This window comes from Massilia putida, from assembly GCF_001941825.1.
Classification (GTDB): domain Bacteria; phylum Pseudomonadota; class Gammaproteobacteria; order Burkholderiales; family Burkholderiaceae_D; genus Telluria; species Telluria putida.
In genome coordinates this window covers 731,388-757,292 of sequence record NZ_CP019038.1, presented here as the reverse complement: position 1 = coordinate 757,292, position 25,905 = coordinate 731,388, and the positions used below count along the sequence as shown (strand labels likewise).

At 67.3% G+C, this 25,905-nt stretch carries 14 protein-coding genes; 10 read left to right on the top strand and 4 right to left on the bottom strand.

Features of this window, described 5'->3' with window-relative positions:
* Nucleotides 1–18: 18 nt before the first annotated feature.
* Complete coding sequence (locus BVG12_RS05770; RefSeq protein WP_075791582.1) at nucleotides 19–2,031, top strand: glycoside hydrolase family 2 protein; 2,013 nt, start codon at nucleotides 19–21, stop codon at nucleotides 2,029–2,031.
* Nucleotides 2,032–2,088: 57 nt separating this feature from the next.
* Here BVG12_RS05770 and BVG12_RS05765 read toward each other — a convergent pair whose 3' ends face one another.
* Nucleotides 2,089–3,660 carry an aldehyde dehydrogenase (NADP(+)) gene (locus BVG12_RS05765; protein WP_075791581.1) on the bottom strand — a complete coding sequence of 524 codons (1,572 nt, stop codon included), beginning with the start codon at nucleotides 3,658–3,660 and terminating at the stop codon, nucleotides 2,089–2,091.
* Between the two features lie 139 nt (nucleotides 3,661–3,799).
* Nucleotides 3,800–6,853: a TonB-dependent receptor gene (locus BVG12_RS05760; RefSeq protein WP_075791580.1), complete on the bottom strand. Its 3,054-nt coding sequence runs from the start codon at nucleotides 6,851–6,853 to the stop codon at nucleotides 3,800–3,802.
* A 587-nt stretch (nucleotides 6,854–7,440) separates the two neighbouring features.
* On the opposite strand from BVG12_RS05760, the gene BVG12_RS05755 reads away from it, so the two are divergent.
* The 6 genes from BVG12_RS05755 to BVG12_RS05730 all read left to right on the top strand — a co-directional run bounded on the left by BVG12_RS05755 (nucleotide 7,441) and on the right by BVG12_RS05730 (nucleotide 18,908).
* On the top strand, nucleotides 7,441–9,588 hold the full coding sequence (locus BVG12_RS05755) for a beta propeller repeat protein (RefSeq protein WP_075791579.1): 2,148 nt from the start codon (nucleotides 7,441–7,443) through the stop codon (nucleotides 9,586–9,588).
* 52 nt (nucleotides 9,589–9,640) lie between these two features.
* The gene (locus tag BVG12_RS05750; RefSeq protein ID WP_229503819.1) at nucleotides 9,641–12,070 is read left to right on the top strand and encodes a glycoside hydrolase family 95 protein; all 2,430 of its coding nucleotides are present in this window, start codon (nucleotides 9,641–9,643) and stop codon (nucleotides 12,068–12,070) included.
* Nucleotides 12,071–12,100: 30 nt separating this feature from the next.
* The gene (locus tag BVG12_RS05745; protein WP_075791578.1) at nucleotides 12,101–13,765 is read left to right on the top strand and encodes a GH35 family beta-galactosidase; all 1,665 of its coding nucleotides are present in this window, start codon (nucleotides 12,101–12,103) and stop codon (nucleotides 13,763–13,765) included.
* A 96-nt stretch (nucleotides 13,766–13,861) separates the two neighbouring features.
* Nucleotides 13,862–16,735, top strand: coding sequence for a glycoside hydrolase family 31 protein (locus BVG12_RS05740; protein WP_075791577.1), 2,874 nt, complete (start codon nucleotides 13,862–13,864; stop codon nucleotides 16,733–16,735).
* Nucleotides 16,732–17,832 (top strand): glycosyl hydrolase, encoded by a 1,101-nt coding sequence (locus tag BVG12_RS05735; protein WP_075791576.1) that lies wholly within the window; start codon nucleotides 16,732–16,734, stop codon nucleotides 17,830–17,832. The genes BVG12_RS05740 and BVG12_RS05735 overlap by 4 nt, the downstream gene beginning before the upstream one ends.
* Nucleotides 17,829–18,908, top strand: coding sequence for an SGNH/GDSL hydrolase family protein (locus BVG12_RS05730; protein WP_083684635.1), 1,080 nt, complete (start codon nucleotides 17,829–17,831; stop codon nucleotides 18,906–18,908). Before BVG12_RS05735 ends, BVG12_RS05730 begins: the two co-directional genes overlap by 4 nt.
* 148 nt (nucleotides 18,909–19,056) lie before the next feature.
* Here BVG12_RS05730 and BVG12_RS05725 read toward each other — a convergent pair whose 3' ends face one another.
* Together BVG12_RS05725 and BVG12_RS05720 are read right to left on the bottom strand one after the other, a co-directional pair.
* Entirely contained in the window at nucleotides 19,057–20,766 is a 1,710-nt protein-coding gene (locus BVG12_RS05725; RefSeq protein WP_075791575.1) for a glycoside hydrolase family 9 protein, read from the bottom strand.
* A gap of 105 nt (nucleotides 20,767–20,871) precedes the next feature.
* Complete coding sequence (locus tag BVG12_RS05720; protein WP_075796220.1) at nucleotides 20,872–21,789, bottom strand: alpha/beta hydrolase family protein; 918 nt, start codon at nucleotides 21,787–21,789, stop codon at nucleotides 20,872–20,874.
* Between the two features lie 133 nt (nucleotides 21,790–21,922).
* On the opposite strand from BVG12_RS05720, the gene BVG12_RS05715 reads away from it, so the two are divergent.
* The 3 genes from BVG12_RS05715 (at nucleotide 21,923) to ctaD (ending at nucleotide 25,878) form a co-directional block, all read left to right on the top strand.
* A complete protein-coding gene (locus BVG12_RS05715; RefSeq protein ID WP_218921046.1) occupies nucleotides 21,923–22,837 on the top strand; it encodes a polysaccharide deacetylase family protein in 915 nt (304 codons plus the stop codon).
* A gap of 114 nt (nucleotides 22,838–22,951) precedes the next feature.
* Nucleotides 22,952–23,941, top strand: a complete 990-nt coding sequence (locus BVG12_RS05710) for a cytochrome c oxidase subunit II (protein WP_229503818.1) — start codon at nucleotides 22,952–22,954, stop codon at nucleotides 23,939–23,941.
* A complete protein-coding gene (gene ctaD / locus BVG12_RS05705; RefSeq protein WP_075791574.1) occupies nucleotides 23,938–25,878 on the top strand; it encodes a cytochrome c oxidase subunit I in 1,941 nt (646 codons plus the stop codon). Before BVG12_RS05710 ends, ctaD begins: the two co-directional genes overlap by 4 nt.
* Nucleotides 25,879–25,905 lie beyond the last annotated feature (27 nt).

Genomic DNA, 25,905 nt, shown 5'->3' with positions numbered 1-25,905 from the left:
CTCTCATCGGAGTCATGCATGGGTCGTCTTGCCTATCGCATCTGCGGAATGCTCGTCCTCGCGCTGAGCTGTATCACCGCCGCCCAGGCCGCACCACGCGCCACCGTTGCCCTTGACGACGGCTGGTCCTTCGTCAAGGGCGACGCGCCCGACCAGGCAGCGTGGACGCCCGTGCGGCTGCCCCACACGTTCAATGCGGACGACGCCACGACGCCGCATCCGTACCGCGGGCCCGCCTGGTATCGGCGCACGCTCGCCGCACCGTCCGCGGGCCGCGGCCGCGTCTATCTCGAATTCGACGGCGCCGCGCTGTCGACGGACGTCTGGCTGAACGGCGCACACGTCGGGCGCCACGAGGGCGGCTTCGCGCGTTTCCGCTTCGACGTCACGGACCGGTTGAAGCCGGGCGCCAACGAATTGCGCGTCCGTGTCGACAACGCGCGCCAGCCGGACGTCGCGCCGCTGGGCGGCGATTACACGCTGTACGGCGGCCTGTATCGCAGCGTCAGGCTCGTGACGACGTCCGACGTGCACATCGATATGCTGGACGCCGGCGGACCCGGCGTCTATTTCAGCACGCCGGCCGTGACGGACAAGGCGGCCCGGCTGCACTGGCGCGTGCGCGTCGCGAACGAGCGCGCGCGTTCCGGACGCGTGCTCGTGACGGCGCGCCTGCGCGACGCGGCGGGCAGGGTGGTGGCGACCGCGCGGCAAACCGCGGCGCTGCCGGCGCGGGCCGTCGTCCCGGTCGAGCTGGACGCCGTACTGGCGGCGCCGCACCTGTGGCAGGGCGTCGACGATCCCTATTTGTACAAGAGCGACGTGACGGTGGCGCGGGCGGGGGCGACGGTCGACCGCGTCGACGACGAGGTCGGCGTGCGCACCGTGCGGCTCGACCCGGAACGGGGTCTGCTGCTGAACGGCCGTCCGTACCGCGTCCATGGCGTCAACGTCCACCTGACGTCTGTGCCGGGCAAGGGCACGGCGGTGTCGGATGCCGACATCGATGCCGACTACCGCATCCTGCAAGAGCTGGGCGTGACGGGCCTGCGCTTCGCCCACTATCAGCACAACGCCCACAGCTACGCGCTGGCCGACCGTTATGGCTTCCTGGTCTGGACGGAGCTGCCGCTGACGTCGGAAGTGGGCGCCAGCGACGCGTTCGCGGCCAACGCGGCCCAGCAGGCGCGCGAACTCGTGCGCCAGAACGTCAACCGCCCGTCCGTGCTCGTCTGGGGATTGGGCAACGAGATCTACAAGGTGGATGACGTCAGCAGCCATGTGCTCGACGCGATGCAGCGCCTGGTGCACGAGGAGGACGCGAGCCGACCGACCGCGTACGCGAACTGCTGCGCGCCGCTCGACGGACCGCAGGCGATGCACACGGACGTGATCGCGTCGAACGTGTATTTCGGCTGGTACGACAAGGAGTTCGCGGATCTCGGCCCGTTCCTGGCGGCGAACCGCACGCTGCGGCCGCAGACGCCGCAGGCGCTGAGCGAGTACGGCGCGGGGGCGAGCGCACTGCAGCAGGAAGACCCGCCGCGCCGTCCGGAGGCGAAGAGTGGCTGGCATCCGGAGCAGTACCAGGCCCTGTACCACGAAGCGGCGTGGCGCCAGATCGAGGCGGCGCCCTGGCTGTGGGCGAGCTTCGTGTGGACCGGCTTCGATTTCGCGTCGAGCGGCCGCAGCGAAGGCGATGCGCCGGGCATCAACGACAAGGGCCTCGTCAGCATGGACCGCCGGGTGCGCAAGGATGCGTATTACTGGTACCAGGCCAACTGGTCGAAGAAGCCGATGGTCCACATCGCGTCGCGGCGCGCGGTGCGGCGGACCGCGGCGGATGCCGAGGTCAAGGTGTACAGCAATCAGCCGGCGGTGCGGCTGCGCGTGAATGGCGTCGACCTGGGCGAAAGGCCTGTGGAAGGCCGCATCGCCCGGTGGCCGGTGCGCCTGGCGCCGGGCAGCAATCGCATCGAGGTGCAGGCAGGCCCCTCGGTCGACAGCGTCGATTGGACATTGACGCCGTAGGGTGGCGTATGCGATTTGCGAACGTCACACGTGGGCGGAGGGCCGCCCACCCTACGATTACTGCAACGTCCCGTCCACCATCCGCGTGAGCCCCAGCGGATTGTCATCGCGCAGCGCTTCCGGCAGCAGCTCCGCCGGCACGTCCTGGTAGCACACCGGACGCAGGAAGCGCTCGATGGCGGTGGCGCCGACGGACGTCGTGCGGCTGTCCGACGTGGCAGGGAACGGGCCGCCGTGGACCATCGCATGGCACACCTCGACGCCGGTCGGGAAGCCGTTGAACAGGATGCGGCCGGCCTTGCGTTCCAGGGTCGGCATCAGTTTGCCGGCCAGCTCGCGGTCGGCCGCCGTGGCGTGGATCGTGGCCGTCAGCTGGCCCTCGACGCGGCGTGCCACTTCGAGCAGCTCGCTCTCGTCCTTGCAGGTGACCATCAGCGAGGTCGGGCCGAAGATCTCTTCTTCCAGCAGGCTGTTCGACAGGAACGTGGCGGCATCCGTCTGGTACAGCATGGCCTGCCCGGCGCAGCCGCAGCCTTCCGAGCTGCCTTGCGCGACCAGTTCCACGCCGTCGATCCCGGAGCGGCGCGCCACGGCGTCCAAATAGGTCTGGTGGATGCCGGCCGTGAGCATCGTGCCCGCGCCCTTGGCACCAAGCGCTTCGGTGGCGGCCGTGCGGAACGCGTCCAGGTCGGCGCCGGCGAGACCGATCACGAGGCCCGGGTTCGTGCAGAACTGGCCCACGCCCATCGTCAGCGAATCGACGAAGCCTTGCGCCAGCTTCTTGCCGCCGGCGGCCAGTGCGCCCGGCAGCAGGAAGAACGGGTTAATGCTGCTCATCTCGGCATAGACCGGGATCGGTTCCTTGCGCGCGTTGGCCGCGTTCACGAGCGCGAGGCCGCCCGCGCGCGAGCCGGTGAAGCCGACGGCCTTGATCGCGGGGTGCGATACGAGCGCCTGGCCGATCTCGAAGCCCGTTCCGATCAGCATGGAGAACGTCCCTTCCGGCATGCCGCAATCTTCCACGGCCTGGCGGATCGCCTTGGCGACCAGTTCCGACGTGCCAAGGTGGGCGTTGTGGGCTTTCACGACGACGGGACAGCCGGCCGCCAGCGCGGACGCGGTGTCGCCGCCGGCGACGGAGAACGCGAGCGGGAAGTTCGAGGCGCCGAACACGGCGACGGGGCCCAGGCCGATCTTGCGCATGCGGAGGTCCGGACGCGGCGGCGTGCGCTGGGGCAGGGCGGAATCCAGCGTCGCTTCCAGGAAGTGCCCGTCGCGCACGACCTTGGCGAACAGGCGCAGCTGGTTGCAGGTGCGTCCGCGCTCGCCTTCCAGCCGCGCGGCCGGCAGGCCCGACTCGGCGGAGGCGCGCTCGATGAGCAGCGGCCCGATGTCCATGATGCGCTCGGCGATGGTTTCCAGGAAGCGCGCGCGCTGCTCGAGCGACGTGGCGCGGTAGGCGTCGAACGCCTGTTCGGCGAGCAGGCAGGCGGCAGCCAGGTCGTCCATGGTGGCGGCGCCGAATTCGGGCTCCATCTCGGCGTGCGTGGCCGGGTTGTAGGCGCGCAGCAGCGCGGCGCTGCCGCGCACGGCGCGCTTGCCGATGATCATTTCGCCTTGGATGTTCATGTGGGCTCCTTATCGGATACGTTAAAAAAAGCGCCGCCGCGACCCGGAAAGGGCGCGGCGGCGGTGCGCATGGATCGGATCAGCGATTGTATCGAATCATGCGGATTCCAGTCGGTGCGGAGGCCTGCTTATCAGACTATCAGAACGAGTACTGTGCCAGCAGCGTGTAGCGCGGACCGCTCATGAAGACCTGGCGGGTGAAGTTGCCCGCGTGCTGCTCCATGATCTGGCGCGTGTACGAGTTGGTCAGGTTCGTGGCTTCCAGGCCCACACGGAACTTGTCCGTGAAGTCGTAGAAGATCGAGCCGTCCAGCTGGCCGTACGGTGCCTGGTACAGCGGCAGGCCGAACGCCTGGTCGTTGTTCGTCGTCGGGATCAGGTACCTGCTCGGATCGGCGGCCGGATTCGTGTTCAGGCCGTTGTTGCCGCGGCTGCCCCACTGGGTCACGCCCAGCAGGTAACGCGAACGCCAGTTGTACGCCAGGCGCATCGACAGGCCGTGCTGTTCGTACATGACCGCGAAGTTGACCGTGTGGCGCGACAGGCCCTGCAGCGGAGTCTTGCCGAAGGCGCGGGCGTCGGTATCGCAGCCGTTGATGAACAGGTTGAAGTTCGACGACGCGTCGTTACCCGAGCACCATGCCTCGAACACCGGATCGTTCAGCTTGCGCTCGCTCGACACATAGGTCCAGCTGGCCTGGGTGCCGATGCCGCGCAGCCAGTCGGGCACGAAGTCGTAGTACTGCTGGTGGGCGATCTCGAAACCGCGGGCGAAGCCCTTGGCGCCGTTGACCGGACCGGTCACCACGAACGCCTGCGGCTTGCCGCTGACGTCCATCGCCGTGTACGAGTAATTCTTCGTGATGACGATGTCCTTGATGTCCTTGTTGAACGCCGAGAACGTCAGCGAACCGGCCTTGGCGAAGTACCATTCCGCGGTCAGGTCGACGTTGGTGGACGTCGTCGGCTTCAGCAGCGGGTTGCCGTCGCTGTTGCCGGTCAGGCTGGTGCCGTTGAACTGGACCGCGGTCGTCTTGCCGGTGGCGTCCTTGTAGGTCGTCTGCAGGTTCTGGGCGGACAGCGTCGTCTGGACCTGGAGCTGGTTGAAGTCCGGCCGCGCCATCGCCTTGGCGACGGCGAAGCGGAACTGCAGCTTGTCGCTGTACTTCATGCGCAGGTTCAGGCTCGGCAGCCAGTTGTGGTACGAGTTCTCGAACGATTGCGCCTGCGCGATCGGGGCGATGCTGATCAGCTTTTCCTGGCCCGACACGGCGACGCCGTTGCCGATCGTGATGGGCGGCGGCGGCGTGAACGACACGTAGCCGCTGCCTGCGCCGTTCGTCTTCACGTAGCGGACGCCGATGTTACCGTCGATCGGGTACTTCAGGTTGTCCCAGCCGAAGCGCAGCTGCGTGTAGGCGGCCCGGGTTTTCTCGGACTGTGTGTTGGTGGCGGCCGGATCGTTGAACGTCGCCGGGGCCCACGGCGTGCAGCTCGAACCCTGTTCCTTGCACAGGACATCGTGGTAGGCGTGGATCTTGGCCCACTCGTTCGGGAACCCGCGCACCACGGCCTCGTCGGCGAACAGCATCGGCGGCAGGTTGTATTTGCCGTCGAAGAAGTTGTCGATCTTCTGCAGCGAGGCGCCGCCGGCGAAACGCGGATCGCCCAGGCGGGCAACGTGCGGGATCTGCCAGCCTTCCATCCACGGGAACGTGATTGCCTGCCAGTTGTAGAACTTCTGGGCCTTGTTATTGACGCCTTCGCGGTTCGCCATGCGGAAGCCGAAGCGGACGTCGCGCAGGACCGGGTCGTCGAACTGGAACTTGAAGTCGGACTTCCATGCCTTCTGGGTGGCGACCGCGTGGTCCAGCGCTTCCTGGGTGTAGGCCCAGTAGTAGTTGTTTGGATCCGCCATATAGGCCGGCGAACCCAGGCCGATCTGCGGGACGCTGCCGCGCATGTCCATCGTCTGGTTCGGCAGGATGAAGCCCGTCGACACGTCGGCGTCGAAGCCTTCGGTCGTCGAATGGACATGCTGGAAGTCGTTGGTCCAGGTCAGGTCCGGCGTCACGCGCCATTGCACGTTCAGCGAGGTGTCGCGTGTGCTCGATTCACGCGTGTTGATGCGCTGCGAGCTGTTGAACGGCGAACCGCCATAGGTCGGGTTCGAGATCGTGCCGCTCTGGAACGCGCCGTTGCTGTCGAAGACCGAGTTGGCGCTGGCGACCTGCTGGTACCACTTGTCCTCGGCCGAGGAGACGACGTGCTCGTCCAGGTCTTCCTTGTACTTCGTCTTGAAGTAGGTCAGCGCGGCCGTGAGGTCGCGGCTCGGACGCCACTGGAACGCGGCATAGTCGCCGCGGCGGGTGCGTTCGAAGTCCTGCGAGCGGTAGCCCACGCCCAGCGGAATCCACTGCGTCTTGGAGCGGTCGTACTTGGCCGGATCCGTGGAATTCACGTGCGGGAAATACGGGTCGACGCCCACGCCGTCCGAGCGGGTCGGGCTTTTTGCCTTGGCGAAGTCGACCAGCGCGCCGAATTCGCCGAGCGACGTGTTCCAGCGGTTCGACAGCAGGATCGTGCCGGTCGGGGACGGCGCGCCCTTGCGCAGCGTGGAATACGATTCCGACACGCCCAGCGAGCCCTTGAAGCCCTTGTAGTCGAACGGCATGGCCGTGCGCAGATTGACCAGGCCCGCGACGGCGCCTTCGATCTGTTCCGCGGACGGATTCTTGTAGACGTCGACGCCGGCCATCAGCTCCGGCGCCACGTCGGCGAAGCCGAGCGAGCGGCCGCCACCGGCCGAGAACGCGTCGCGGCCGTTGATTTCCGAACGCACGTAGGTCAGGCCGCGCACCGACACGCCCGAGCCTTCGACGGACTGGCGGTTCGGGTCGCCCGCCATGTTGCGGTCGATGGTGACGCCGGCGATACGCTGCAGCACCTCGGTGACCGAACGGTCCGGCAGCTTGCCGATGTCTTCGGCGACGATCGAGTCGACGACCTCGTCGGAGTCCTGCTTGAGTTTTTGCGCCGACTGCAAAGCGGCGCGCTGGCCGCTCACGTGGACGACGGCAGGGGCGCTGCCGGCGCTGGCATCGCCGGTCGTCTGGGCCCATGCTGCGGCGCTGGAAAGGACGGCTACGTGCGCAACCGCTGCAGCAATTGCGGTCTTCTGAAACTTCCTCATTGTCTCCCCCGATGATCAGGTAGTGTTTTTTATAACAAGCTCTAACAAAGCCAGGTCAATGTGATGTCTAACACTGGTTGTTATACGCTACCATAAATTTTTCCCGGTTGCTTACGTGCGTGTAAGTTTTGTGACAACGCAACAGGACGTTGTGCGTCCACGGTGGGAAAAACGGCTGCCGCCAGCGACTTCTCGGCTGCCGTCGCGCGGACCGAAGCGTGTTCCGACGACGTTCGGCAAGCCTCTGATATTCCGAGTGAAAACGGCAATTCTCAGCTGGTATTCGTGTTAGCGTATTACAGCCGTGCCCAGCAGTAAGATCACGATTCGATGTTATACGCAATCGATTTCATGGCTGGCAAAAATATTTTTCTGACGTATGAGAAATACAACACCCGTGTCGTGACAGCGGTATCTTTTGACGGCGTTTCGTGGCGTATCGTAGGGAAGTCACGCAACACACTAAACGCCGGGCATCGGGGTGTGAGCATATGTTATCGCGAACATTATCCTTGCGCCGCGAACATCGCATCGCTTAGCATAGCGATAAGTACTGCTAGAAAAATATATCTGATGGAGACGCTCCGATGAGGTCGATGAAGCTGGTGGCTGCGGTGGGCCTTGCGCTGGCATTGCTGGCGGGACGCGCGGGTGCGCAGCAGGTCCCGTACGTATGGGACAGCGTGGCCATTGGCGGCGGCGGCTTCGTGACGGCCGTCGTGCCGAGCCGCGCCGCGCCCGGCGTCGCGTACGCGCGCACGGACGTGGGCGGCGCCTACCGCTGGGACCCGCGCCGGCACCGCTGGTTCCCGCTGCTCGACTGGGTGGCGGAAGACCAGACCGGCTTGCTTGGCATCGATGCGCTGGCCGTCGACCCCCGCGAGGCCGACCATATCTGGCTCCTCGCCGGCATCGCCTACCTGAACGGCGGCCGCACCGCGATCCTGCATTCGACCGATGGGGGCAAGACGTTCGCCATCGTCGACGTCACGAGCCAGTTCAAGACCCACGGCAACGGCATGGGCCGGCAGGATGGGGAGCGCCTCGTCGTCGATCCCGGCAACGGCAAGCTGCTGTACGTCGGCACGCGCCGCGACGGCCTGTTCAAAAGCGTGGACGCCGGCCGCACGTGGACCCGCGTGGCGGGCCTGCCGGTGACGTCCACGCCGAACGACGTCGGCATCGATTTCGTCGTGCCCGATCCGGCCAGCGTGCGCGACGGCCAGGCGCGCCGCGTGTTCGTCGGCGTGTCGCGCTTCGGCGCGGTCGGACCGAATCTTTACCGCAGCGACGACGCGGGCGCCACGTTCGAGCCCGTGGCCGGCGCGCCGGTGGACCTGATGCCGCAGCGCGCCGTGCCGGATGGGGCGGGGAACCTGATCGTCACGTTCGCGAACGGCGCCGGACCGCATCCCGACCGTGGTGGCCGCGAGCCGATGGACCGCGGCCAGGTGTGGAAGTATGCGATCGCCAGCGGCGCCTGGACGAACATCACGCCGGCCGGCTGGACGCGCCCGTTCGCCGGCATCAGCGCCGATCCGAAGAATCCGCAACGCCTCGTCGTCTCGACCATCAACACCTTCCTGCCGCAGGGCGACGCAAAGGGCGACCGCATCTTCCTGTCGCACGACGGCGGCGCGTCCTGGACCGACGTGATCGCGCGCGGCTTCGTGCGCGACGCGGCCGGCGTGCCGTGGCTGAAAGGGCATGGGATCCATTGGACCGGTTCCGTCGAATTCGATCCGGCCGATCCGCACGCGGTGTGGGTCACGTCCGGCAACGGCGTGTTCCGTACGGCGAATATCGAGGCGGCGCCCGCCACGTGGACGTTCACCGTGGACGGCCTGGAAGAAACCGTCCCGCTGGCCCTCGTTAGCATCCCGGGCGGCCCGCTCGTGTCGGCCATCGGCGATATCGACGGCTTCGTGCACGACGACCCGGCACGGCACGGCCGCATCCACGATCCGCAGATCGGCACGACGACCGGCCTCGCCGTCGCGGCCACGGATACGAAGACGATGGTGCGCGTCGGCGACAGCATGCTCGTCACGCACGACGGCGGCGCCACGTGGAGCAGGACGGCCGCGATCAAGGGCCGGCGCGGGCAGGTCGCCATGTCGGCCGACGGCGCCGTCATCCTGCATGCGCCGGAAAAGGCGAAGGAGGTCTGGCGCTCGGCCGACGGCGGCGCCACGTGGACGGCGGTCGCGGGCCTCGCGAAGCCGAACCTGCGTCCCGTGGGCGACCCAGTCGACCCCGATGTCTTCTACACCTACGACGACACCGCGCTGCTCGTCAGCACGGACGGCGGCGCGACGTTCGCCCCGCGCGCGCGCCTGCCGGCGGGCGGATCGCACCTCGTGCGCGTGGCGCCCGGCCGGGCGGGGGATGTGTGGATCGCGCTCAAGAACGGCGGCCTGGCGCGCTCCGTCGACGGCGGCAAGCATGTCGCCGCGCTGGCGCCGGTACGCTATTGCGGCGCCGTCGGTTTCGGCAAGGCCGCGGACGGGCACGACTACCCCGCGGTGTATATCTGGGGCGACGTCGGGGGCGTGCGCGGCATCCACCGGTCGGTCGACGCCGGCGCCACCTGGACCCGCATCAATGACGATACGCACCAGTACGGCGGACCGGGCGACGGCCAGTTCATCGTGGGCGACATGAACCGCTACGGCGTCGTCTACATGAGCACTGCCGGACGCGGCATCGTCTTCGGCAGACCCGCAACGAACTGACGGCGCCTGGAAAGCGAACTTTATGGACTTTCGTTGTAATCGATTTCATCACATGATGCCCAATCCGCTTGGCGCCGTCGTACGACAGACGGCTCTCGCGCTCGCGGTGGCGGCCATCGCTTGCACGGCGGTGGCGGCGCCGGATCTCGTCTTGCGTTACGATCGTCCGGCCCAGGACAACGACCAGGGCTGGGAAAAGGAAGCGCTCCCGATCGGCAACGGCCGTATCGGCGCCATGCTATTCGGCGGACTCGCGCGCGAACACCTGCAGTTCAACGACATCACCTTGTGGTCCGGCGACGCGAAGGAGATGGGCGCCTTCCAGCCGTTCGGCGATGTCGTCGTCGATCTGCCGGGCCACGACGCGGATGCCCGCGACTACCGGCGCACGCTCGATCTCGCGCACGCCATCCACGCCGTCACGTACACGCGCGGCGGCGTGCAGTTCTTGCGCGAGGCATGGGCCAGCCATCCGGCCCAGGTGCTCGTGCTGCGCCTGACGGCGGACAAGCCGGGCCGGTACACCGGCTCGATCGCGCTGTCCGACCGCCACGGCGCGCACCTGGCCGCGGCTTCGCAAAGCCTGTACGCAACGGGCACGCTGGCCGGCTGGACGCTGCCGAACGAGGCGCCCACGACGAACGCTCTGGACTACGCGAGCCAGGTGCGGGTCGTGAACGAGGGCGGCAAGGTGGCCGTCGAGAACGGCCGCATCGTGTTCTCCGGCTGCGACGCGCTGACCGTGATCGTGGGGGCCGGCACCAGCTACGTCGCCGATGCGGCGAAGCGCTTCCAGGGCGAGCATCCGCTGGCGCGCGTGACGGCGCAGGTCGCGGACGCGGCGGCGCGGCCGTTCGAACAGCTGCGCAGCGAGCACGAACGCGACGTGGCCGGCCTGCTCGGCCGCGTGCGGCTGGACCTCGGCACGAGCGCGTCCGCACGCCGCGCGCTGCCGACGGACGCGCGCGTGCTGGCGTACACCAAGGATGGCGACGACCCGGAACTGGAAGCGCAGTACTTCCAGTACGGGCGCTACCTGCTGGCGTCCAGCTCGCGCGGTGCGCTGCCCGCCAACCTGCAGGGCCTGTGGAACAACAGCCTCACGCCGCCGTGGCGCTCCGACTACCACACGAACATCAACGTCCAGATGAATTACTGGCCGGCCGAGGTGACGAACCTGTCCGAGATGGCCAGGCCGTTCTTCGTCTTCGTGACCAGCGCGGCGCCCGTGTGGCGCCAGGCGACGGCGCTCGAATTCAAGACGAGCAGCGGCAGGCCGGTACGGGGCTGGACCCTGCGCACGGAGTCCAATCCGTTCGGCGGCATGGGCTACACGTGGAACAAGACGGCGAACGCCTGGTACGCCCAGCATTTCTGGGAACACTACGCGTTCACGCAGGACAAGACCTTCCTGCGTGACGTGGCCTATCCGGTGATGAAGGAGGCGAGCGCGTTCTGGCAGGACTATCTGAAGGCGCTGCCGGACGGACGCCTCGTCGCGCCGCAGGGCTGGTCGCCCGAGCATGGCCCCGTCGAGGATGGCGTCACGTACGACCAGGAGATCGTCTGGGACCTGTTCAACAATACGGTGGAAGCGGCCAGCATCCTCGGCGTCGACAAGCCGCTGCGCGCCAAGCTCGCGACGATGCGCGACAAGCTCGCGGCGCCCAAGGTCGGCAGCTGGGGCCAGCTGCTCGAGTGGCTGGAGGAGAAAAAGGATCCGGTACTCGACACGCCGGGCGACACGCACCGCCATGTCTCCCACCTGTTCGCGTTGTACCCGGGCCGCCAGATCAGCCCCGCGCGCACGCCTCTGCTGGCAGCGGCCGCGAAGCGCACGCTCGAGGCGCGCGGCGACGCGGGCACGGGCTGGTCGATGGCGTGGAAGATGGCGTTCTGGGCCCGCCTGTACGACGGCGATCACGCCTACCGCATGCTGCGCGGCGTGCTGGCCAGCCCCGGCGCGCGCGCGGCCCAGCAGGCCGGTCCCGGCTCGGAGCACAACAATGCCGGCGGCACGTATCCGAACCTGCTCGACGCGCACCCGCCGTTCCAGATCGACGGCAATTTCGGCGCCACGGCCGGCATCGCGGAAATGCTGCTGCAGTCGCAGGCCGGCACGATCCACCTGCTGCCGGCGCTCCCGTCCGCGTGGCCCGACGGGGAGGTGCAAGGCTTGCGCGCGCGCGGCGGATTCGAGGTGGACATGCGCTGGGCGCGCGGCCGCCTTGTCGATGCGACCGTGCGGGCGATGGCCGGCGGCGGCGCCGCGAACGTGCGCTACGGCGAGGGCACCGTCGCGGTGAAGCTGCGGCCCGGCGAGAGCTGCAAGCTGGAGGCGGCATCGCAATCGACCGCACTTCGTCTTCTACGATGTCAGCGAGAACCCGTCGCTGGACGTGGACGCACGACATCCGACCAACGCCACATATCGACGGCCGATGCGGCAATCGACCGGCCTGACGACCCGCCCGTTTTTTAACGATACCAACGACTGGAGACCCGTTCGCGCATGAAAACCGTATCCTTCCGCCTGCTGGCGACAAGCCTGCTGCTTGCCTTTCACACCGCCCATGCGGCGGCGCCCGCCCCCGAACTGCCCCGCATCGTGAGCAAGGGCGGCCGCTACGCCTTGATGGTGGACGGCGCGCCGTTCCTCGTGCTGGGCGGGCAGGCCCAGAATTCCAGCAACTACCCGGCCGCGTTGCCCAAGGTCTGGGCCGCGCTCAAGGATGCGCATGCGAACACGCTGGAGATCCCCGTCGCGTGGGAACAGATCGAGCCGAAGGAAGGCACGTTCGACTTCGGCTACGTCGACAAGCTGGTGGCGCAGGCGCGCGAGCACAAGATGCGGCTCGTGCTGCTGTGGTTCGGCACCTGGAAGAATACCGGCCCGGCCTATGCGCCGGAATGGGTCAAGTTTGACAACGGGCGCTTCCCGCGCATGATCGATAAAGACGGCAAGACGAGCTATTGTCTGTCGCCGTTCGGCGAAGCCACGCTGGCGGCGGACAAGCGGGCTTTCGTGGCCCTGATGGAGCACATCAGGAAGATCGACTTTGACAAGCGTACCGTGATCATGGTGCAGGTCGAGAACGAAGTAGGCACCTATGGCGTCGCGCGCGACTACGCGGCGCGCGCCCAGGCCGCGTTCCAGCAGCCGGTGCCGGCCGCCGTCCTCGCGCACCAGCCGCCGCCCGCGGGCCGTCCGAAGCAGGGCACGTGGAGCGAAGTGTACGGCGACTACGCCGAGCAGTATTTCCACACGTGGGCCATCGCCAGCTATATCGAAGACATCGCCAGGGCCGGCCGCGCCGTGTACGACCTGCCGATGTACGTGAACAACGCCCTGCGCGAGCCGCACGTCAACGAACCGGCGCCGCCGTGGAAGGCCGATTTCGCCAGCGGCGGGCCGACCTACGACGTGATCGGCATCTACAAGGCGGCCGCGCCGCACATCGATTTCGCCGGTCCGGACATTTATATGCCGGAGTCGGACAAGGTCGCCGCGACCTTGCAACTGTTCCAGCGTCCGGACAATCCGTTGATGGTACCGGAGATGGGCAATGCGGCCGGCTATGCGCGCTACGTCTACCAGATCATCGGCAAGGGTGCGCTGGGTGTGGCGCCGTTCGGGCTCGACTACGCCATGTACAGCAATTACCCGCTCGGTTCGAAATTCACCGACCGCCGCATGATCGAGCCGTTCGCCAAGGTCTACGACGTGTTCGCGCCGATGCAGCGCGTGTGGGCCAAGTGGGCGTTCGAGGGCCGCACGTACGGCGTCGCGGAAGGCGACGACCGCAAGCCGCAGACCGTCGCGATGAACGGCTGGGATGCGCGCCTGTCGTTCCGCGAACTCCAGTTCGGCGAGCGCGAATGGATGAAAGACAAGGTCGAGTATGCCGATGGCACCGAGCAGCCGTCCGGCGGCGCGGCGATCGCCCAGATCGGACCCGATGAATTCGTCATCGTGGGCCAGCAGATCCGCGTCAAGCTGTCCGGCAACGGCGCCAACGCCGGCAAGCCCGCGATGTTCGCCCGGGTCGAAGAGGGGCACTTCGACGCCGACGGCAAATGGGTCATGGAACGCAACTGGAATGGCGACCAGACCGACTACGGGCTGAATCTGCCCGCTGTGCCGACCGTGTTGAAGGTGAGGATGGGGACGTATTGAAGCCGCCACGTCATCCGCGGCACTGCCGCGAATGACTTCCCGCGCACGCGGGAACGACGGAACAGGGCACATGTGCCTGATAACTAGGAGACAACCATGCAATTCACCCGAATCGCCGCCGCGGCCCTGCTGCTCGCGACCGGCACCCAGGCCGGAGCGGGCACCGTCCAGCAGACCGCCGCCGGCATCGACGTGCGTCCGGACGCGGGGCCGGCGAAGCTCGTGCGCCTGGAGCTCATGGCCGACAACATCGTCCACGTCGTCAAGCTGGACACCGCGGACAAACGACTCACGCCGTCGCTGATGACGGTCGCGAAGCCGTGCGGCTGCAGCTTCACGGTCGCCGACGGCAAGGATGCCGTCACGTTGAAGGCGCAAAAGATCTCGGCGCAGGTATCGCTGAAGGATGGCCAGGTCCGCTTCTTCGACGCCGCCGGCAAGCCTTTCCTGACGCAGGCCGCGGAAACCATCACGCCGATCCAGGTCGGCGGCAAGCCCTTCCTCGCGATCAAGGAAGGCTTCAACTACGGGACGAAGGACGCGTTCTATGGCCTGGGCCAGCACCAGAACGCGCAGATGAACTATAACGGCGAAGACGTCGTGCTGCAGCAGCACAATATGATCGCGTCGGTGCCGTTCGTCGTCTCGGACAAGAACTATGGCCTGCTGTGGGATAACAATGCGATCACGCGCTTCGGCGATGCGAGGCCGTACGCATGGCTGTCGCGCGACCTCAAGCTGACCGACGAACAGGGCAAGCCGGGCGGCCTCACGGCCCGCTACTACATCGACGGCAAGCTGGCGCTGACCCGCCAGGAAAAGGACATCGCCTACCAATACCTGAAGGACGTTGCCGAGAACTGGCCGAAAGAACTTCCGCCGATGAAGGCGTTGGCCGGCAAGGTCGTCAAGGTCGTATGGGATGGCGCGATGGCGAGCCCGAAAGTGGGCGTGCACAAGATGCAGCTGTACGCGTCGGATTACGCGACGTTGACGGTGGATGACCAGCAGGTCATGGACGTGTGGCGCCAGGGCTGGAATCCGTGGTATCACAATTTCGAGGTGAAGTTCGCGGCGAACAAGCCGGTCAAGCTGCACCTGGAATGGAAGCCGTCGGGCGGCATGGTCGCGATGACGCACAACGATCCGCTGCCCGCCTTGGCCCGCCATTCGCTCACGATGTCGTCGGAGATCGCGGAAGCCGTGAACTATTACGTTATCAGCGGCGACAGCATGGACAACGTCATCGGCGGTTATCGCACGTTGACGGGCCAGCAGCCGATGATGCCGAAGTGGGCGTACGGCTTCTGGCAATCGCGCCAGCGCTACGAGACGCAGCAGCAATTGCTGGACACCGTCGCGGCATATCGCAAGCGCGGCTGGCCGCTCGATAACATCGTGCAGGACTGGTTCTACTGGCCGGAAGACGGCTGGGGTTCGCACGACTTCGACAAGGTCCGCTTCCCCGATCCGCAGGGCATGGTCGACGCGGTGCACAAGCAGCACGCGCACATCATGATCTCCATCTGGGGCAAGTTCTATTCGAATACCGACAACTACAAGGAGCTGGCGTCGAAGGGCCATATGTGGACCAAGAACGTCGAGGACGGCGCGCTGGACTGGGTCGGCAAGGGCTACAAGAACAGCCACTACGACCCGTACACGCAGGAAGCGCGCGACATCTATTACCGCCAGATGCAGCACAAGCTGGTCGACAAGGGCTTCGACGCCTGGTGGATGGACAACACGGAGCCGGATGTCCTGTCGAACTCGCGCCTGGAGGATTTCAAGAAGCTGATCGGCCCGACCGTCTACGGTCCCGGTGAGATCACGTTCAATCCGTACAGCCTCGTGCACTCCGGCGGCATGGTGGAGGGCCTGCGCCGCGACCAGCCGGACAAGCGCCAGTTCATCCTGTCGCGATCGGGCTTCGCTGGCATCCAGCGCAATTCGGTCGCGGTGTGGAGCGGCGATACGGCGGGCCGCTGGAACAATCTGTACGACCAGATCGCGGCGGGCGTGAACTTCTCGATGTCGGGCATCCCGAACTGGACGCACGATATCGGCGGCTATGCGCAAGAGAACCGCTTCCAGTACGGCGACGTGGGCTCGGCGCAGGAAAACCGTACCACGTCCGGCCATCAGGCCAAGCCGGAAGACATGAAGGAATGGCGCGAGCTGAACCTGCGCTGGTTCCAGTTCGGCGCGTTCTCGCCGCTGTTCCGTTCGCACGGCGAAGTGGTCAAGCGCGAGATCTACAACATCACGGCCGGCGACGACGCGATGCGCGACTCGATGGTGGGCTACCTGAAGCTGCGCTACCGCCTGATGCCGTATATTTACTCGATGGCGGCCGACACGCACTACGCCAGCGGCACGATGATGCGCGGCCTCGTCATGGACTTCCCGAGGGACGACAAGGTCAAGAATATCCGCGACCAGTACCTGTTCGGCCACGCGCTGATGGTGGCACCGGTCACGTCGTATGGCGCGCGCGAGCGGACCGTCTATTTCCCGGCGGGCGCCGACTGGTACGACTTCGATACCGGCAAGCGCTACGCGGGCGGCACCAGCGCGACGGTTCCCGCACCGCTGAACCGCATTCCCGTGTTCGTGCGCGCGGGTGCCGTGGTCCCGACCGGACCGGTCACGCAATACGTCGACGAGAAGCCGGACGCACCGCTCGTGCTGCAAGTGTACGCAGGCGCCGATGGCCAGGCGAGCCTGTACGAGGACGACGGCGTGACGAACGCGTACGAGCGCGGTGAGTTCAGCCGCATCCCGTTCACGTACGACGACAAGACCGGCACCGTCACCATCGGCGCGCGCAGCGGCCGGTACAAGGGCATGCCGCAGACGCGCCAGATCAAGGTGCGCGTGCTGCGTGCCGGCGTCGCGACGAGCGCCAACATGGACGCGTTCGATAAGACCGTGACCTACGACGGCCAGCCCGTCACCGTGAAGCTGTGAAGCGGCGCATCGCGGCGGTGCTGCTGCTGGCGCTGGCCGCGTCGAGCGGCGCGGCGCCCCTGCGCACGGCACCCGTGGACGCGCAGGCGGATCCGCGCACCCGCGCGGAATACGCGTGGCTGCTGCAGACCTGGGGCCGGCAGACGATCGCCGGCCAGCAGGACCTGACGTGGAACGACGGCGTGGACATGGCGCAGCGCGTGTTCGACGACACGGGCAAGTATCCCGCGCTGATGAGCTTCGACTTCATGAACACGTGGACGAAGGGCGACGGCGCGCACCAGGTCGACGAAGCGATCGCGTGGGCGCGCCGCGGCGGCCTCGTGACGTTCTGCTGGCACTGGCGCGATCCGTCCGCGCCGCCGGGCGTGCAGGGCAATTTTTATGCGCGCGAGCCGGATGCGCGCAAGAACACGGCGTTCACGATTCCCGTGCGCGACGGCCGGCTCGACACAGCCAGCGGCGCGGGACGGCAGATCGACGCGGACATCGACCGCCTCGCGCTGGAACTCGCGAAGCTGCAGGCGGCCGGCGTGACGGTGCTGTGGCGGCCGCTGCACGAAGCGTCGGGCAGCGGCGGCGACGGCTGGTTCTGGTGGGGCCGCAAGCGCACGGACGGCGTGCCGAACGCCGAGGCATACGTGCTGCTGTACCGCCATCTGTTCGATCGCCTCGTGAACGGGCACGGCCTGCACAATCTGATCTGGGTGTGGAACGGCCAGGACGCGGCCTGGTATCCGGGCGACGACGTCGTCGACATCGTCGGCTACGATGTGTACGACGACAGCGACGCCCGGACGTACAAGTCGCAGATCGACACGTACCGCCGCATGGTCGCCATCGGCCCGGCGATGAAGCCGGTGGCGATGAGCGAGAACAGCTACATCCCCGATCCGGACAAGATACGGCGGGACGGTGCGCACTGGCTGTGGTTCCTGACGTGGAACGACGGCCGCGCACCGCCCGGCACGGCCGACAAGGACAATTTCTGGACCGGCGATTATTACAACACGGCGGCGCACAAGGCGGAGGTGTATCACCACCCGGACGTGATCACCCTCGACAAACTGCCCGCATTCCTGAAAGCTCCCCGATGAAACGACTTACTACGACCTTGCTTCTCACCGGCCTGCTGCAAGCCGGCCTCGCATGCGCCGGCGTGGCCGTCGCGCCAAGCGACAAGCACCTCCTCTATACGGGCCGCATCGATTTTTCCAAGCCCGACGCACCCGTCATCACCTGGCCCAACACGGCGATCGCGGGCAACTTCACGGGCACGTCGCTGTCCGTGACGCTCGACGACGAGAAGGGCAAGAACTACTTCAACGTTTTCCTCGACGGCGACACCGCGAGTCCCTTGATCATCGAAGCGGCCCAGGGTGCGAAGACCTACGACGTGGCGGCCGGCCTCGCGCCGGGCAAGCACAGCTTCCTGATCACCAAGCGCACGGAAGGCGAAGAGGGCGCGACCGTGTTCCAGGGGCTCGAGCTCGCGGACGGCGGCAAGATGCTGGCGCCGCCGGCCCGCCCCAGGCGCCGCATCGAATTCTTCGGCGATTCCATCACAAGCGGGATGGGTGACGAGGCGCCGATGAACGGCCGCGACGACGTGGGCCGCGACAAGAACAGCTATCTGTCCTATGCCGGCATCACGGCGCGCAACCTGCATGCGGAACTGCACCAGACGTCGCAGAGCGGCATCGGCGTCATGATCAGCTGGTTCCCGTTCACGATGCCGGACTTCTACGACCAGCTGAGCGCCGTCGGCAACAACGACACGCACTGGGATTTCGCCAGCTGGACGCCGGACGTCGTCGTCATCAACCTGCTGCAGAACGACCGCTGGCTGATCGGCGACCGGCACCAGCTGCAGCCGGAACCGGACGACGCCGGTCGCGTGGCGGCTTACGAAACCTTCGTCAAGCGCATCCGCCAGCTGTACCCCAAGGCCTATATCGTCTGCGCGCTGGGCAGCATGGATGCGACGAAGCCGGGTTCGCAGTGGCCGGGCTATATCAAGTCGGCCGTGGCGGACATGCGCAAGAATGGGGACGCGCGCATCGATACCGTGTTCTTTCCGTTCACCGGCTATGGCCAGCATCCGCGCCTGAAGCACCAGCGCGACAATGCCGAGATTCTGACGGCGTTCATCAGGAAGAAGATGAACTGGTAGTGTCGTTCCCGCGGTGGCGGGGATAGCGCTACTGGCGCTATCCCCCCGATTTCGCGTCCTCTGACGTAACGCTGGCTGTACTTGGATCCCCGCCTTCGCGGAGATGACGTTGTTTGTTGCCCGTGCTGTTACCGAAGCGCCGGTGTACTCAGCGCTCCAGCGACTGCAGCGCCGCCGCCACATACACGAGCGGCGCGTTCCAGTTGATGGCGACTTCGTTGCTGGCGTAGCTGCACGCAATGTCGAGGTAGGACAGGGCCGGCAGCTTCGACGCGTACGCGACGCGGCAATCCTTGGCGTCCTGCTGGCCCGGGTTCGGTCCGCCCACGAGCCAGCCCGGCACCGGCGCGGCAATGCCGTCCGCTTCCGACGGCCGGTGGTGCGGATGCATGGCCGGGTGCGCGCCGAAGCCCGTCACATAACTCATGCCGAGCGGATTGCGGCCCAGCGTGTAGTCGAGCGCCGATTGCGCCGCGTTCAGATAGTCGGCCTTGTGCGTGAGCCGGTAGGCCTGCACGAGCATCATGGCCTGGTTCAGCACCACGGCGTTGCTGCCCCAGACGAAGTCGGACTTCGCCAGGGACAGGCGGGCCGGCGATGCCTGCCAGCGCGCCAGCAGCTTGTCGGCCGCGGCGAGGATCTGGCGGCGGGCTTCGTCGGCGTCGTCGGGCTTCTTCAAACGCGCGCGCTGTTGCGCGAGCGAGATCCAGCCGAGCGGACGGACATCGGCCCAGCCGGGTTCCGTCTGCACGCCAGGCGCGGCGGCGAGGGCGCGGGTACGGTATTCGTCCTTGCCGGTCGCGATATACAGTTCCGAAGCGGCCCAGGAAAACTCGTCGTCGACCTTCTCGTCGCCATAGGTACCCGTCCGGATGTCGGCCGGCTGGCGGTACAACGCGGCCGGATTGTTCACCGCCCAGCGCCACGCCCGTTCGCTTGCTGCCAGGTAGCGCTGCGAGCGGCCTGGCGCCTTCGTGTCGAACGGTGCCAGCACGCGGCTGGCGGTCGCCATCACGGCCGCGAAATCGAGGGCCGCCGCCGTTGTCTTCTGCACGACGTAGCGCGGCGCGGTCGCGCGGTCCGGCATCACCATTCCGTCGAAACTCTTGTTCGTCAGCTTATGGTATACGCCGCCGTCCTCCGGGTCCTGCATCGTGGCCATCCAGTCGAGGTTCCACAGCACCTCGTTGAGGATGTCCGGCACCCCGTTCCCCGTTTCCGGCACGTTCAACGCGAGTTTGTCGAACCATGCCGGGAAGTGTTCGTACGCGGCCAGCAGCGTGTAGGTGCTGATGCCGGAGTTGACGATGTATTTGTTGTAGTCGCCCGCGTCGTACCAGCCTTTCGGGCTCTTGATCACGGTGCCGGCCGGGCGCGTACCCGATGCCGCCGATTCGTGCACGAGCACCTTGTCGTCCGGATGGCCCAGCGGCCGCGCGTACGGGCCGGCGATGCGCGCGTCCAGCGCGATGCTGGCGCGCTGCAGCGTGTATGCGCGGATGGCGCCCACGTCCAGCGCGCGATACGCGTCCGCACCGATCGTGAACACGGGCGAATCCGGCTGGCCGGACACGGCGACGCGGTAGGCGCCCGCCGTGCGCAGCCCGGAAAAATCGGCAATGCGCACGGCTTCGCCGGACGCGTCCCAGGTCGCGGCGGGACCGAGCGTGCCCTCGAACACGGCCTTGCCGCTCGCCGCGTCGACGACTTTGAAGCGGTCGTTCGCGCCGGCCGGGACGACGGCCAGCTTCTGCGCCGCGGGCAGGAAGCCCAACTGATTCACTTCGATGCCGGCGGCGGCGTGCGCGGCGCCGGCCGCGAGGAATGCGGCGCCGGCGAGCAGGGTGGGACGATACATGAGGTCTCCAGTGGTGGTATGTGTTGTAATCGATTTCATAGTACCGCGCCGGCGCACGCGGCGTCAATCGCTGCGTCGAAGAACGCCCGTCAATACGGGCGCCGTTCATTTCGGCGATGCCGCGCGCAGTCGGTCGAGCCAGTCGACGGCGACGCCGGCCAGGCCGATGCGCCGGTCGGCGAACGCGTGATCGCTGGGCAGCGTGACGGCCCGCACCCGGGCGCCACGCTGCGCCTTGAGCGCGGCCGTGAGCGGCGCCACCTGGGCCGCGTTGCCGTATTCCGCGGCGACGATCAGTACGGGCTTGCGTGCCAGCGCGGGCACCGCGTCGGCCAGCTCCCAGTCGTTCGCATGGCGTTCCACTTCCGTCATCAGGCGGGCGGCATCGGTGCCGGCCAGGCTGTTGCCGAAATCGTCCCCCATGGCCGCGATGGCGTCCTGGCGCGTTTCCGGGTGCGCCGCCACCTGCTTGCCGGACGCGCCCACGTTCCACGGATCGATCAGCACGACGCCCGCGACGTCGTCGTGCGCGGCCGCGTAGCGCGCGGCGAAGAAGGCGCCCATGCTGTGGCCCGCGATGACGACGCGGCGCGTATCGATGCCGTACTGCGCGACCGTGCCGGGCTGGCGCAGGAAAGCCATCGCGGCGTCGACGTCCTCGCCGGCGCCGGCGAGGGTGAAGCGGCCGGGCGATCCCCAACTGCCGCGGTAGTGCAGGGTCAGGACGTTCCAGCCGGCGCGGCGCGCGGCCTGGGCGAGGTCGAGGTTCTGTTCGTTGCCGGGCAGGCCGTGCAGCAGCAGCATCGTCGGCTTCGGCCCGGCGCCCGCGGCCAGCATGAACAGTGCATTCATGCCTTCGCCGTGCGAGAGGATCAGCACCTGGCGGTTGCGCGCCGGGTGGGCGGCATAGCGCGGCGGATCGGCGACGACGGCGCGTGGTATCGGTGGCGTGGGCGGCGCCGCGGCGAAGGCCGGGGCGGCAAGGACGGCGGCGAGGAGGGCGGCATCGAAGCGTATCTGCATGCGGGTTCCTTTCATGGCGTGGTCGTCGAACGCCGCCATCATAAAACGTTCCGCGCCCATTGCCTCGGCCCGCGATCCGGTCAATAATTGCATCCGTCGAACTAATTGGCGGGATCGCCACCGAGAGGACTCCTTGAAACCACGTATCTTGTTGTGCGCTCTGCTGTTCGCCGGCGCATCCGGCGCCTTCGCTGGCGATCGTTTCGACGTCGCCTTCACGGCCGACGACCTGCCGTCCCATGGCGCACTGCCGGCCGGCATGACCCGGGTCGGCATCGCCCAGGCGCACGTCGACACGCTGAAGACACACGGCGTGCCGGAAGCATGGGGCTTCGTCAATGCCGCGGCCCTCGGCAAGGAAGCGGACAGCGAGGCGGCGCTGGACGTCTGGCGCCGCGCCGGCTACCCGCTCGGCAACCATGCCTACACCCACATGGGGCTGTCGCAGGCGCCGTCGCTGGAGGCCTGGGAAGCGGATGTGCGCGCGAACGAGCCCGCGCTGGAAAAGCATATGGCCGGCCATGACTGGCACGTGCTGCGCTACCCCTTCCTCGACGCGGGCGGCGTCGGCGCGCGCCACGACGGCGCATTGGACTGGCTGACGAAGCGCGGCTACCGCATCGCCGACGTCAGCCTCGGCTTCGACGACTGGGCGTACACGGACACGTATGCGCGCTGCGTCGCGAAAGGGGACCAGGCCGCGATCGACGGCATGAAGGCGAGCTACTACCGCCGCGTCGACCAGCAGCTGGCGCGCACGAAGGCCATGTCGCAGCGCGTGTACGGCCGCATGATTCCGCAGGTGCTGCTCACGCACATGGGCGGGTGGAGCACCGTGACCTTGCCAGAGGTGATGAAGCGCATGGATGCGGCGGGCGCGCATTACGTGACGCTGGACCGCGCGCAGTCGGACGCGGCGTACCGCATGCCCGGCCCGCGCGCGGGCAACGGCGCGCTGATGGAGCGCCGCGCACAGGACGCGGGCATCGACCTGTCCGGGCTCCCGGAGGTCGAACCGGTCGGGAATCTGGACGCGCTGTGCCGCTGATGCGCTAGCGGCGGTCCCCCTGTCGTGCGTCGGCATGGCCGAAAATGAGCTATACCTACCATATAGTTTCAATTCTGGCACTTCAGGCCGTCGACTGGTTTTGCGAGGGGGGACATGGAACACGCGCGGGTGCCGGGCGTCACCAGCATGCAGGATGCCCTGCGCGCCGCCGGCGCCCAGGCCGGGCACATCGGCGACCTGTGGAACGGCACGCTGGCCCTGTGCACGTTCGTGTTCGTGGCTATCGTTGTCGCGACGATCATCGCCGTCTGGTGCGCCCCGCGGGCCGATGCCGCGACGCGGCCCGACACATCGTCGCTGGATGGCCCTGAGCACCGGATCTGGTGCCGCATCGGCTGGGCGACGGGGACCTCCGTTGCCGGTCTGCTCGTGCTGCTCGCCGGCGACGTGTTCACGAGCCGCGCGCTGGCCCGCCTGCCGCTGCGGGACGCCGTCAACATCGAACTGGTCGGGCACCAGTGGTGGTGGGAGGCGCGCTATCTCGACGCCGACGCGTCGCGCGAATTCACGACGGCGAACGAGCTGACGATTCCCGTCGGCCGGCCCGTCATCGTCACCTTGCGCGCCGATGACGTGATCCACTCGCTGTGGGTGCCGAATCTGGGGGGCAAGAAGGACCTGATCCCGGGCCGCACGGCGACCCTGCAACTGCGCGCGGACCGCGCCGGCACCTACCGCGGCCAGTGCGCCGAATTCTGCGGCCTGGAACACGCGCTGATGGCGCTGCTCGTGCATGCCGTGCCGACCTCCGACTACGAGGCCTGGGCCGCGAACCAACGGGGGAACGCGCGCGATCCCGCGGACGCCGCCGCGCGCCGCGGCCGCGACGTGTTCCTCGGCGCGAGCTGCGCGAAGTGCCACGCGGTGGCCGGCACGCCCGCGCAGGGGCGCATGGGGCCGGACCTCACGCACCTGGCGTCGCGCCGGACGATCGCCGCCGGCATCTTCCCCAACAACCGTGGCCACCTCGCGGGCTGGATCGCCGATCCGCAGGCGCTCAAGCCCGGGGTGAACATGCCGGCCAACACCTTGCCCCCCGACGACCTGCAGGCGCTGCTGACCTACCTGGAGACCCTGCGATGACAGTATCCGACCCACGTCACGACACGACGGAGCGCCTGACGCCGCGCGCCGAGCCGGCCGCCGCCACGGCGCTCGAGCGCACGTGGCGCGACCCGCCGGGCGTCTACGGCTGGTTCGCCGCGATCAACCACAAGACGATCAGCATCCGCTTCATCGTCACGACGATGCTGTTCTTCCTGGCCGGCGGCGTGCTGGCCCTGCTGATCCGCCTGCAGCTGGCGCAGCCGAACGCCGGCATCATCGGGCCGGACATGTACAACCAGATCTTCACGATGCACGGCTCGACGATGATGTTCCTGTTCGCCGTGCCCATCATGCAGGCCGTCGCCGCGTACCTGATCCCCCTGATGGTCGGCGCGCGCACCCTCGCGTTCCCACGGCTGAACGCGTACGCGTACTGGATCTTCACGATGGGCGGCATCATGCTGTACGCCGCGTTCTTCGTGAACGCCGGGCCGGATGCCGGCTGGTTCGCCTACGTGCCGCTGTCCGGCCCCCAGTACTCGCCCGGCAAGCGCGTGGACTTCTGGGCACAGATGATCACGTTCACGGAGCTGTCCGGCCTGATGGAGGCGATCGTCATCATCACGACGATCCTGAAGCTGCGCGCGCCCGGCATGAGCCTGAACCGCATGCGGCTGTACGTGTGGGCCATGCTCGTGACGTCGTTCATGGTGCTGTTCGCGCTGCCCGCCGTCATGCTGGCCAGTACCGCGCTGATCACGGACCGCCTCGTCGATACGCAGTTCTACAACCCGGACAAAGGCGGCGACGCTTTGCTGTGGCAACACCTGTTCTGGTTCTTCGGCCACCCCGAGGTCTACCTGATCTTCATCCCGCCGCTGGGCTTCATCTCCAGCATCGTCGCCGCGTTCGCGCGCCGGCCCGTCGTCGGCTATCCCGCGATGATCCTCGCGCTCGTGACCACGGCGTTCCTTGCGTTCGGCCTCTGGGTGCACCATATGTTCGCGACCAACCTGCCGGACCTGGGCAAGACGTTTTTCACGGCCGCGAGCCTGATCATCGCCGTGCCCACCGCCGTGCAGATCTTCTGCTGGATCGCGACCCTGGGCAGCGGCCGCATCCACTTCAAGACGCCGCTGCTGTTCGTGCTGGCGTTCTTCTTCATCCTCGTGATGGGCGGGCTGACGGGCCTGATGCTGGCGTCGGTGTCGCTCGACACGCAGCTGCACGACAGCTTCTTCGTCGTCGCGCACCTGCACTATGTGCTGATGGGCGGCGCCGTGTTTCCCCTGTTCGGGGCGTTCTATTTCTGGTTCCCCAAATTCACGGGACGCATGCTGGGCGAGCGCCTGGGCCGCTGGAATTTCTGGCTGTTCTTCATCGGCTTCAACGTCACGTTCTTCCCGATGCACCTGCTCGGGTTGTGGGGCATGCCGCGCCGCGTCTACACGTATCCGGCCGAGATGGGATGGGGCGACATGAACCTGGTGGCGAGCATCGGCGCGGCGATGATCGGGCTGAGCGTGCTGCTGTTCCTCGTGAACGTGGCGCGCAGCCTGCGCGCAGGCAGAGTCGCGGGGCCCGATCCGTGGGGCGCCGGTACGTTGGAATGGAGCGTCGCGTCGCCGCCGCCGATGGGCAATTTCGAGGTGATCCCGGTCGTGCACGGCCGCTATCCGCTGTGGCAACCGCAGCTCGAGCCCACGCACGTGGAGGGCATGTCGAACGACTGGCGCGAAGTCCTGGTCACGACCGTGGCCGATGCGGAGCCGGACCACCGCCTGTCGATGCCGTCGCCGTCGATCTGGCCGTTCCTGTCGGCGCTGGCGACGACGGTCCTGTTCATCGGCTCCATCTTCACGCCGTGGGCCGTCGTGTGGGCCGCCGCGCCCGTCGCCGTGACGGCCACGCTGTGGTTCTGGCCCAGGCGCGCCATCGTTCGGGAGCGTGTCCGTTCGGAGGTCCGGCCGTGAGCGCCACGCGCGAAAACCGCGCGTCGG